The sequence below is a fragment of the Streptomyces sp. NPDC048002 genome (assembly GCF_040653275.1).
Taxonomy (GTDB): domain Bacteria; phylum Actinomycetota; class Actinomycetes; order Streptomycetales; family Streptomycetaceae; genus Streptomyces.
Genome location: NZ_JBEZNL010000006.1, coordinates 309,402 through 320,263 on the forward strand (window position 1 = coordinate 309,402; position 10,862 = coordinate 320,263).

Sequence of the window (10,862 nt, forward strand, 5' to 3'; positions counted from 1 at the left end):
GCCGCCCGGCCTTTCCCCTTTTCCCCGGGGGTGCCGGGCGGTTTTCTGCGCCTGCTGCGCCGTTTGATTCCCTTCACCCGGTCGAAGCGTTTCGATCTTCACCGGAACGTTCTCCCGGAGCCCCGGTGTCAATTCTGTGAAGGCGTTCGAGTGAATTGTTCCACGACTCGCGTTCCGTAGTTTCCTGATCCGTCTATCCCTCGTTCTACAGCCTGCCGGTCGTGCAGCGAGCCGTTCCAGCTGTGCTCGCTCGGCCTCGGTCGACACAGGGGCACGACCGCGGAGAAGGGATAGTTCATGAAGAAGAGCGCTGCTGTCGTCGCGGGCGCCATCATGGCCATGGGCATCGCCGCCCCGGCCTTCGCCGACTCGGGAGCCAACGGCGCGGCCGTTGGCTCCCCCGGCGTCCTGTCGGGCAACGTGATCCAGGTCCCCGTGCACATTCCGGTGAATGTCTGCGGCAACACCGTGAACGTCATCGCCCTGCTGAACCCCGCGTTCGGCAACACCTGCGTCAACGACTGACGACGCAACGCACCAGCCGCTCGGCTTGTGTCAGGGCCGGCCTCGGACACTTCTCCCTGTTCCGAGGCCGGCTTTTCCCACTTCTTCGAGCAGGAAGACAACGACATTGCGACAGACCCTGAGTAGGGGCGTGGTCGCGGCCGCAGCCGCGACGAGCATTCTGTCCCTGTGCGGTGGCTCCGCCCTCGCCGACACGAGCGCCAACGGGACCGCCGCCGAATCGCCCGGCGTGCTGTCCGGCAACGACGTGTCGGCGCCGGTCACCGTGCCGGTCAACGTCTGCGGCAACAGCGTGGACGCGGGCGCCGCGCTCAACCCGTCCTTCGGCAACGGCTGCGCCAACGACGCGGATGCCGAGCGGGCCGACGCCCACGGTTCGCCGTTCGCGGATTCCGGCTACGCGCGGGACTACGCACGCGACTACGGACACGGCCGCGACTTCGCCCGCGAGTACGGCTACGGCCAGGGCCGCGACCGTGACCACGGCCGCGACCACGGCCGCGACGAGGACCGGGGTGGCGGAGCCTCGGCGAACGGCGGGACCGAGGGCTCGCCCGGCCTCGTCTCCGGGAACGCGGTGAAGACCCCGGCCGAGGTGCCGGTGAACGTCTGCGGCAACAGCGTCGACGTGGTCGGTGCCCTGAACCCGGCGTTCGGCAACGAGTGCGGCGAGCGGGAGACCCGCCACGACGACGGCGGCCACGGTTACGGCGACTCGCCGGACGACGACGGCTACGGCTACGGGGACACGCCTCCCACGAAGCCCCCCACCACGCCTCCCACGAAGCCGCCGACGACCCCGCCGACCAAGCCGCCGACGACCCCGCCCACCACGCCTCCCACGAAGCCGCCGACGACCCCGCCGACCAAGCCGCCGACGACCCCGCCCACCACGCCTCCCACGAAGCCGCCGACGACGCCTCCCACCACCACGCCGCCGACCAAGCCGCCCACGACTCCTCCGACGACACCGCCGACCACCCCGCCCACGACGCCTCCCACCAAGCCGCCGGGCGGAGGCGAGGGGCCCCCGCCCTCCCTGCCCGAGACCGGCAGTGGTGAGGCCGTGCTGGCCGCCGCCGGTGCCAGTGCCGCCCTGATCGTGGCCGGAGCCGTGCTGTACCGACGAGGCAGAGCCGCCTCCCGTCGGTGAGCCGCCGTACGGGTGCCGGACGCGCTCGGCGCCCGGCACCCGTACACGGGTGGCCGTTCCCCGTCTTTTTCTTTCCTGCCTGTCGCAGCAGCGACAGGCTTTCGTTTTTTCTCTTCTCCCGTCTTCTTTCGTCATCTTTCCTTCGGTCGGGCGAGTGGGGCACTCGGAAGCCGTAATGGCGGTGGCGTAATGCCATTTCATATGACTGAGTGTCAGTAATGGCTCAACCTGCGCTCACGGAGAAAGGAGCAGGCATGGCCCCACAGCAGCGATCGGCCCGGACCCGTCGGTGGTCGGCGAGTATCGCGGTGATCGTCGCCGCGTCCGCCGCCCTCGCGTCCGGTCCGGGTGTCGCCGCGGGTGCGGGGGTGGCGCGCGTCGCCGCCGACCCGCCCGCTCCGGCACCCGCGGCGTCCCCGGCCCCCACGACGACGGATCCCGCCTCGGCAGCCACGACACCGGTGCCCGCCGGACCGAAGCAGGACACCCCCGCCTTCGGTGCCTACCTCAACTACGACGCCCGGGGCGTGGCCCGGATCGCCGAGCTGAGCGACTGGCTGGGCGGCGCCGACCTGCGCGTCGGCCACACCTATCTGCCCGGCGACCGGTGGAGCAACATCGCGGGCGCCCCCGACTTCCTGGAGGACTGGGCGAACTGGCGCCGGGAGCGGGACGACCGGATGTTCGTCCTGAACGTCCCCATGATGGAGCGCAACGAGGAGGGCCTCTCCGACGCCCAGGTCCGGACCCTGCTCCGGCAGGCCGCGGGCGGCGCCTTCGACCACCACTTCCGCGCCCTGGCGAAGCGGCTGGTGGAACTGGGGATCCCGGACACGGTCATCGTGCCCGGCTGGGAGATGAACGGCATCACCTACACCCACCGCTGCGGTCCCGACCCGGAGTCCTGGAAGACGTACTGGAAGCGGATCGTCACGGCCATGCGGGCGGTGCCGGGGCAGCGGTTCAAGTTCGACTTCACCCCGAGCCGCGGCCGGGACGCCGTTCCCTGGACCCAGTGCTACCCCGGGGACGACACCGTCGACATCATCGGCATGGACTCCTACGACCAGCCGCGGGGCGTGTCCTTCGACGAGCAGATCAAGGAGCCCTACGGCCTCCAGGCGCACGTCGACTTCGCCAAGGCCCACGGCAAGCCGATCTCCTACCCGGAGTGGGGGCTGTTCCGCAACGGCGACAACGCCGAGTACATGCGCCGCATGCTCGCCTGGATGGACGAGCACAAGCCGCTGTACAACACGGTGACGGACTACTGCCCGCACGGTGTGTGGCAGTGCGCGGAGAACCCCCGGGCGTCCGAGGTCTACCGGCAGGCGCTGTCCGGCCGGACCGAGGAGCCGACACCCACGCCCACGCCGGAGCCGACACCCACGCCCACGCCGGAGCCGACCGGGCCCACCACCCCGCCGGTCACCCCGCCCAACTGCTCGCCGCTGGACCTGGGCGAGTGGGTGGAGTACTGGCTCGGCGGGAAGCTGTGCCTGCGCTTCGACTGGTACTCGCGCAACAGGTGAACCCCCGGGTGGCGGCGGGCCGGTCAGGGCCCTCCGCCACCCTCGCGCTCCTGCCAGCGGCGCACCAGCCGCTTGCCCTGCCGCCGGGCGGCGGCCGCGCACAGCGCCGCCGCCAGCAGCGGCGCGGTCCGCCGTCGGGCCAGCAGCAGCCGCCGGTTGACCACCGGCTCGGGCCGCCAGTGCTGCTTGTACGGCTCGTTCCCGCGCAGCAGGCTCAGGGTGCCCCGCGCGTGCTCGGCACAGGCGTCCAGCAGCATCACCGCCACGTCCGCCTTGCGTTCGCGCAGACACGGATGGGCGCCGTACAGATAGCCGCCCGTGAGGCGGTTCGACAGCAGGGTCAGATCGACCGCCACCACGTCGTCGTCGAGGCGGAACTCGGTGACGACGGCGTCCCCGGACGCCACCATCGGCCCGACCGAGCGCACCAGGTGCTCGCAGAACCGGGGCCGCAGATGCTCGGCCGTCACCGTGCGCCCCTGCCACTGGAGCCGGTGCAGTTCCAGCAGCCGCCGCAGCGCCTTGTCCACCTCGCCCGGCGCCACCACGTGCCGCTCGATACCGAGCGCGGTCAGCTTGCGCAGCTTGGCGCGGACCCGCTGCTGCGCCTTGGCCGACGGCAGCCGGGCGATCAGCTCCGGCACCGGGGCGGCCGGCAGTTCCAGGCACAGGGAGTCCGGCACCGCGCGGCGGGGGCCCCGCCAGCGGTCGTAGACCTGTTCGGCCGCGCCTCCCGGGCGGACCTCGCGCAGGTCGATCAGGGCGGTCCCGGCCGCCGCCGCGAGGCCCTCGGTGAGCGCGGCCACCGCCGGTTCGCCGTGCTCGCCGTCCAGCAGGACGTCCCCGTAGTCGGAGATCGCCCCGCCGAGCGGCACCAGCGTGGGCAGCGGGCCGCCCACCCGCATCAGCGGGGCGGCGGCCACGAGTTCGCCCCGGTCGCGGACCAGGACCAGCCGGAGCCGGCCCGGCCCGCCGTACGACAGCCACCACGAATGCAGCCAGGCATGGCTCTGGAACGGGGTCGCGGTCGCGCAGTTGCCGTACAGCCGCGCCCAGTCGGAGGACAGTGCGGCGAACGCGTCCGCGTCGGTGACGAGTTCCGTCGTGCAGGTCACAGCTGTCCGTGGACGTCGGCGGCGAGGGCCGGGCCGGGCACGGCCGGCCGTCCGGGGCCGTCGGCGCCCCGCCGGGGCCGGACCAGCAGCACCAGCCCGCCCAGCAGCCCGCCCGCGCTCGCGCCGACCAGGCCGGTCAGCGCGGGGGAGGCGGAGGAGGGCTCGGCGGGCTCGGTGGCGCGGGCGAACTGCTGGAGCTCGACACGGGTGGACGCCTCGGTGTCCGCCGCGTGCCGGGTCAGCGCGCGGGAGACGGCGTTGGCCATGTCGGCGGCCAGGTCGGCGCGCGAGGAGGTCGCGGTGACGGCGACCATCGGGGCGTCCGGCGAGGTCGCGGTCCGCACGCTCTCCTGGAGCGTCGACACCGGCACGCCCGCCCACACCTGGGCGTCGCCCAGCACCGCGAGCTGGGTGGCGACCCGGCCGTACGCCTGGGCGAAACCGAGCGCGGAGGACGGGTCGGACCCCTCGGTCGGGACGGCGACGACATAGCTGGTGGCCGTGTAGGCCGGCGGCTGGAGCAGCCCGTACGCCCCGCCGAGCAGGCCGCCGGCGACGGCGCCCGCCGCGATCAGGGACCAGGGCGGCAGGGACCTGGCACGGGACAGGGGAGTGGCCGGACGGTGCCGTCCGGTGGCGTGCTCGGTCATGTGGAACGGACTCCCTCGGGTGACGGGGACGAGGCGGACGGCGGGGAGGCGACGGAGTGGTACAGGTCGAGCAGACGGGCGGCGCTGCGGGTGATGGCGTAGTGCCGGGCGGCCTCGGGCGCGGTGCGCGGGTGAGGGCCCTCGGCGCGGGCGGCGGTGAGGGCGCGGGCGAACTCCTCGGGGCCGCCGGCGACGCGGCGCGCGGTGGGCGCCGCCCCGGCGGGGAGGTCCTCGATCGCGGGGCAGGAGGCGTACAGCACGGGCAGTCCGCAGGCCAGCGCCTCCAGCGCGGCCAGCCCGAACGCCTCCTCGGGGGAGGGGGAGGCGAAGACGTCCATCGCGGCGAGCAGCGAGGGCAGGTCCGGGCCCGGGGTGCCGTCGGGGACGTAGGGGCGTTCGCCGGTGAACAGGACCCGGTCGCCGACGCCCGCCTCGTGCGCCGTGCGGCGCAGGGCCCGTTCCTCGGGGCCGCCGCCGACCAGCAGCAGCCAGTGGTCCTCGGGGAGCAGGGCGAGGGCGCGCACCAGGGTGCCGAAGCTCTTGCCCTCCGTCAGCCGGCCGACACCGCCGACGACATGGGCGTCCTCGGGCAGGCCGAGGCGGCGCCGGGTGTGCAGCCGCCGCACCGGGTCGAAGCGGAAGCGCTCCAGGTCGATGCCGTTGGGCACCACCTCGATCCGCGGCGCGGGCACGCCCCAGCGCTTGAGCCGGTCGGCGACGGTCGGGGAGACCGCGACGGTCATCCGGCCGAGCCGTTCGCCCGCCAGATACAGGGAGCGCACGCCCGGACCGAGCCGCCGGCCCTCCATCTGCGAGTCGCCCAGGGAGTGTTCGGTGGCGACGACCGCGCCCACCCCCGCCATCCGCGCGGCCAGCCGGCCGTAGAGGCAGGCGCGGTACAGGTGGGTGTGGACCAGGTCGTAGCCGCCGCGGCGGATCAGCCGGGCCAGCCGGGGCAGGGCGGCCAGGTCGCGGTTGCCGGACATGCCGAGGTGGACGACGCGCACCCCGTCCGCGACCAGTCCGTCGGCGACCGCGCCGGGGTTGGTGAGGGTGACGACGTCGCACTCGACGGGCAGATGCCGCAGCAGCAGCCGCAGTTGCTGCTCGGCGCCGCCGACGCCGAGGCCGGTGATGATGTGCAGGGCCTTCATCGCGGACCTCCCACGGGCCGGCGGCGCAGCCGGTGCAGCCGCTGCTTGAGATAGAGGCGTACGGCGCCGTCGTTCTGTCCGACGTGGACGCGGGGGAGCGCGTGCGGGCCGGTCAGCGGGCCGGGGTCGATGGCGCAGCCGTAGCCGTAGCCGGCCGCGCGGACCGCCTCGACGGCGCGGGCGTCGAGCGTGCCGTACGGGTAGCAGAAGCCGTCCACCGGTGCGCCGGTCAGCTCGGTGAGCACCGCTCGGCTGTCCGCGGTCTCGGCGCGCAGGGCCTCCTCGTCCGCCCTGGTCAGGTCCACATGGGTCAGCCCGTGCGAGCCGATCTCCACCCCGGCGTCGGCCGCCCGCCGGATGCCGTCCGCGTCCAGCAGCGGTTTGCGCGGGCCGAGCGGGTCCCAGGCGTTGTCGCCGCCGAGCCGGCCGGGCAGCACGAAGAGGGTGGCGCCGCAGCCGTGGCGGTCCAGCACCGGCAGGGCGTGGTCGAGGAAGTCGGCGTACCCGTCGTCGAAGGTCAGCCCGACCAGGCCGGGCCCCTCGCCCCGGGAGCGGGCGGCGAGCAGGTCGGCCATGCACACGCCCCGCAGGCCCCGGCGGCGCAGCAGACCGAGCTGTTCGTCGAGGCGCTCGGGCGTGACCGTGATCCGGTACGGGTCGTCCGAGCAGTCACCCACGGAGTGGTACATCGCCACCCAGGGGACCGGCCCCGGGCGGCGCCCCTGGCGCGGAACGGGGTCAGCGGAGCCGACGGGACGAGCGGGAACGGACATGGCGGAGCCTTTGTGTGACGGTGCGAAAGGAGTCGAAGATCGGTTTCAGGCCCTGGGCGTTGACGGCCCGGCCGAGCAGCAGGAACAGGCAGGTCACGGTCGCCGCGCCGACGGCGAGCGCCGCCAGGGGCGTGTCGGGGCGGGCGGCGGCCAGGGCGCCGGCCGGGGTCGCGAGGGCGGCGGCGGCCACCGGTCCGCCCAGCTCCCGCAGCACGTGCCGGGTGCGGACGGGAACGGAACGCCGGCGCATGCCCGCGAGGAGCAGCACGGCGGTGACGGTGATGCCGGCGGCGTTGGCGGCGGCGATCCCGCGCACCCCCCACGAGGCCAGGGACCAGGCGCCGGCCCAGGAGGTGACGACGATGCCGACGGCCATCGTCGCCAGCGGGTACCAGGTGGGGCGGCCGGCCGAGAAGTAGGAGCGGATCAGCACCCCGACCAGGGTCTGGCCGAGCAGTCCGAGGGCGTACACGCGCATCACCGCGGCCGTCACGGCCGTGTCCTCGGCGGTGAACGCGCCGCGCTGGAAAAGGAGTTCGACCATCTGCGGGGCGCAGGCGACGACCGTGGCGGTGCCGAGCAGGACGACGCAGGCGGCCATCGCCAGGTCCCGCTCGACCCGGGCGCGGGCCAGGTCGGTGTTGCCCTCGGCCATCGCGCGGGCCACCACCGGGAAGGTGACGGTGCACAGCATCAGCGACAGCGTCATCGGGATCTGGGCGACCTTCTGCGCGTAGTTCAGGTGCGAGATGGACCCGGCGGGCAGCCCGGAGGCGAGGTAGCGCTCGATGAGGACCTGCGACTGACGGCACAGCGCGAACAGCAGCACGGACGCCACCAGCGCGGCACCCACGGCCTGCCCGGCGGCGGGCCCCGACTCCTCCGCGGCGACCGACCGACGGCGCAACTGCTTGACGAAGGAAGGCAGTTGTACGGCGACCATCAGGACGCCGCCGACCGCGACACCCACCGCCGCCGACCGCACCCCCCAGCGGCCGCCGAGCACGAACATCGCCGTGATGATGCCGGTGTTGTACGCCACGTAGATCGTGGCCGGGACCAGGAAGCGCCGGTGGGCGCGCAGCCCGGCCGCGCAGAAACCGGCGAGTCCGAAGCTCAGCACGCAGGTCGCGGTCAGGCGGGTGCAGTCGACGGCGAGCGCCGGGTCGGGCAGTCCTGGCGCGAGCAACTCGACCAGGTGGGGCGCCAGCCAGACGGTCAGGGCGCCGGTGGCGGCCAGGGCCAGGGCCAGCCTCGGGAGTGTCGTCGCGACCAGCGCGCGCACCGGGTCGCCGGGAGCGCCCCGGGAGCGGCGGGCCAGGGCCAGACTGAAGGCGGGGACCAGCGCGAAGGCGAGGCCGTCCTCGATCAGCAGGGTCGAGGCGAACTCCGGCACCGTCCAGGCGACCAGGAACGCGTCCGTCTCGGTGCCCGCGCCGAACAGCCGGGCCAGCGCCTGGTCGCGGGCCAGCCCCAGCACGGCACCGGCGATCGACAGCACGACGGTGACGATGGTCGCGCGGGCCAGGAACTTCTTGGAGACGACGGGCAGTTCGTTGCCGTCCCGGACCGTGCCGGGCTCGCCGGAGCGGGCCGACGGCAGAGCGGACGGCAGAGCGGTCGGCAGGGCGGACGGCAGGGGCGGCGGGCCCTCGGTGCCGGTGCCCGGAGGTGTCACGGTCATCGTGCGGCGGCCTCCTCGGCGCCGGGTGCCAACGCCCACCAGGCCACCAGGCCCAGGCAGACGGCGGTCAGCACGGTGGACGGTCCGCCGATGTCGGCGTACACGAAGTCGGTGAGCTGCCACACCAGCAGGCCGCAGGCGACCAGCCCGCAGTCCGTACCGGGTCCCGCCGCGCGCACCCGGACCAGCCGGCGCACCGCGCACACCAGCAGCGCCAGCCAGCCGCCCACCAGCGCGACCAGTCCGATCAGGCCCTGCTCGGCGAGGATCAGCAGATACATGTTGTGCGGGGAGAGCAGCGGCTGACGGAGGAATCCGGCGCCCGCGCCCTCGGTGTCGCTGCCCGCGGACAGCGCCAGCGAGGCGTGCGCGTCCCGGTGTTCGGGGAATCCCTTCAACCCGACGCCGGCCAGCGGCTGTTCCCGCCACATGCCGGTCGCGGCCGCCCACATCGTGTACCGGTCGGTGACGGACTGGTCGGGGGCGTCGGCGACCTGCCCGATGCTGCTGATCCGCTCCTGGAGCATCGCCGTGCCGATCCCGAGACCGCCGACCAGGATCACCCCGGTCGCGGCCACCACGGCGGCCACCTTCAGCGCCCGCCGCAGCCCGGCCAGGGCCAGTTGCGCCGCGAGGGCCACGGCGGTGGCGATCCAGGCGCCCCGGCTGAAGGACAGGGCGAGCGGCAGCAACAGCGCCACGGCGCACACGGCCGCGACCGCGCGGTGCCGTACCGGGGTGCGGCCGAGCGCCAGGCCCACCGCGCACACCAGACCGAAGGCGACGACGGTGGACATGCCCATCACGTCCTGCGCCCCGAAGGTGCCGACCGCCCGGACCGGCTCGCCCTGGTAGGAGGCACCGGTGCGGGTCACGTACTGGTGCACGCCGACCGCCCCCTGCCACCCCGCGAGGGCGACGAACGACCAGGCCAGCAGCCGGAAGTCGGCCCGGTCCCGGATCAGCAGCAGGACCGCGGCCGGGACCAGCACGAACACCTGGAGGTAGCGGCCCATACCGCTGAGACCGGCGCCGGGCGAGACCGCGCCCACCGCGGCGACCGCCAGCCCCACCACGGGCATGCCGAGCACCACGGCCGCGGGCCGCGACAGGGGCCGCCGCCGGTCCCGTACGAGACGTACCGCGCAGTACAGGACCATCAGCGCCGACAGCGCGTCGGCCGGGCCCGCGCCGCCCTCGCCGCCCGGGGCGACGGGGAGCGCGAGCAGGGACACGACCGCCACCACCGGCAGGACCGGGGAGAGGGAGCGGACCCGGGGCGGGGCGAGGGCGAGGCCGGCCACGCCCGTCAGCTCCCCGTCGGGCGCAGCAGCGCCGCGGCCGTGCGCAGCAGGATGCACACGTCCTGCCACAGCGACCAGTTGTCGATGTACGCGTTGTCGAACCGCGCCCGGTCCTCGATGGAGGTGTCGCCGCGCAGTCCGTGCACCTGGGCCAGGCCGGTCAGCCCGGCCCGCATCCGGTGGCGGGCCGCGTAGCCGGGGTAGGTCTGGCTGAACTTCGCGACGAAGTAGGGGCGTTCGGGCCGCGGCCCGACCAGGCTCATGTCGCCCAGCAGCACGTTCCACAGCTGGAGCAGCTCGTCCAGCGAACTGCGGCGCAGGAAGCGGCAGAACCACGACATGCGCACCTCGTTCGCGACGCTCCAGCGGGTCGCCGACTCGTGCTCGTCGACCGGGCGGTGGGTGCGGAACTTCAGCAGCGTGAAGGGGCGCCCGTCCTTGCCGATGCGTTCCTGGCGGAACACGACACCGGGGCCTTCTGTCAGCCGCAGCACCGCGGCGCACAGCAGCAGCAGCGGGCCGACCAGGGCCAGCAGGACCCCGGACACGGTGACGTCCAGCGCCCGCTTGCCGAAGCCGGCGTGGCGCGGGGCGGCCCCCATGTGCAGGCGCCGACAGGCGTAGCCGGCGAGCTGGTCCCGGGAGGCGTACGCGGGGGAGTCCGCGTCCAGCTCCCACACCGTGCAGCCCGAGGCGGCCAGCGCCCGCAGCAGCGGCGCCCGTTCGGACCGCACCGACGGATGCACGGCGAGGACGTCCACGACGCCGTTCTGGATCAGGGCCCGTTCGACCTCCTCGCCGGTGCTCAGCACGGGCAGGGTCTCGGTGCCGTCCGGGTCGGCGGCGACCAGGCCCACCGGCCGCACCCCGCAGCGCGGGTGGCGCAGCACCCCGGCGGCGACACGCTGCGCGGTCGCGGCCGGGCCGATGACGAGCGCGGCGCGCGGCCGGGCGGCCAGCGCGTCGGCGCGG

Annotated in this window: 10 protein-coding genes; 3 read left to right on the forward strand and 7 right to left on the reverse strand. The window is 74.3% G+C overall.

Annotated features, from left to right (window positions below):
• Window positions 1–297 precede the first annotated feature (297 nt).
• The 3 genes from chpD to AB0E07_RS11985 all read left to right on the forward strand — a co-directional run bounded on the left by chpD (window position 298) and on the right by AB0E07_RS11985 (window position 3,210).
• Window positions 298–525, forward strand: a complete 228-nt coding sequence (gene chpD, locus AB0E07_RS11975; RefSeq protein WP_362249008.1) for a chaplin ChpD — start codon at window positions 298–300, stop codon at window positions 523–525.
• Window positions 526–631: 106 nt separating this feature from the next.
• Complete coding sequence (locus AB0E07_RS11980; RefSeq protein ID WP_362249011.1) at window positions 632–1,678, forward strand: chaplin; 1,047 nt, start codon at window positions 632–634, stop codon at window positions 1,676–1,678.
• A 254-nt stretch (window positions 1,679–1,932) separates the two neighbouring features.
• Window positions 1,933–3,210, forward strand: a complete 1,278-nt coding sequence (locus AB0E07_RS11985; RefSeq protein ID WP_362249014.1) for a glycosyl hydrolase — start codon at window positions 1,933–1,935, stop codon at window positions 3,208–3,210.
• A gap of 23 nt (window positions 3,211–3,233) precedes the next feature.
• Here AB0E07_RS11985 and AB0E07_RS11990 read toward each other — a convergent pair whose 3' ends face one another.
• The 7 genes from AB0E07_RS11990 to AB0E07_RS12020 all read right to left on the reverse strand — a co-directional run.
• A complete protein-coding gene (locus tag AB0E07_RS11990) occupies window positions 3,234–4,325 on the reverse strand; it encodes a GNAT family N-acetyltransferase (RefSeq protein ID WP_362249017.1) in 1,092 nt (363 codons plus the stop codon).
• Window positions 4,322–4,975: a lipopolysaccharide biosynthesis protein gene (locus AB0E07_RS11995; RefSeq protein WP_362249020.1), complete on the reverse strand. Its 654-nt coding sequence runs from the start codon at window positions 4,973–4,975 to the stop codon at window positions 4,322–4,324. The genes AB0E07_RS11990 and AB0E07_RS11995 overlap by 4 nt, the downstream gene beginning before the upstream one ends.
• Window positions 4,972–6,129, reverse strand: coding sequence for a glycosyltransferase (locus tag AB0E07_RS12000; RefSeq protein ID WP_362249024.1), 1,158 nt, complete (start codon window positions 6,127–6,129; stop codon window positions 4,972–4,974). The genes AB0E07_RS11995 and AB0E07_RS12000 overlap by 4 nt, the downstream gene beginning before the upstream one ends.
• Window positions 6,126–6,818: a polysaccharide deacetylase family protein gene (locus tag AB0E07_RS12005; RefSeq protein WP_362249027.1), complete on the reverse strand. Its 693-nt coding sequence runs from the start codon at window positions 6,816–6,818 to the stop codon at window positions 6,126–6,128. The genes AB0E07_RS12000 and AB0E07_RS12005 overlap by 4 nt, the downstream gene beginning before the upstream one ends.
• A gap of 49 nt (window positions 6,819–6,867) precedes the next feature.
• On the reverse strand, window positions 6,868–8,586 hold the full coding sequence (locus AB0E07_RS12010; protein WP_362249030.1) for a lipid II flippase MurJ: 1,719 nt from the start codon (window positions 8,584–8,586) through the stop codon (window positions 6,868–6,870).
• Window positions 8,583–9,890 carry an O-antigen ligase family protein gene (locus AB0E07_RS12015; protein ID WP_362249033.1) on the reverse strand — a complete coding sequence of 436 codons (1,308 nt, stop codon included), beginning with the start codon at window positions 9,888–9,890 and terminating at the stop codon, window positions 8,583–8,585. Before AB0E07_RS12015 ends, AB0E07_RS12010 begins: the two co-directional genes overlap by 4 nt.
• Window positions 9,891–9,895: 5 nt before the next feature.
• Window positions 9,896–10,862: exopolysaccharide biosynthesis polyprenyl glycosylphosphotransferase (locus tag AB0E07_RS12020; protein ID WP_362249036.1), on the reverse strand; the 967-nt coding region annotated here is incomplete at its 5' end.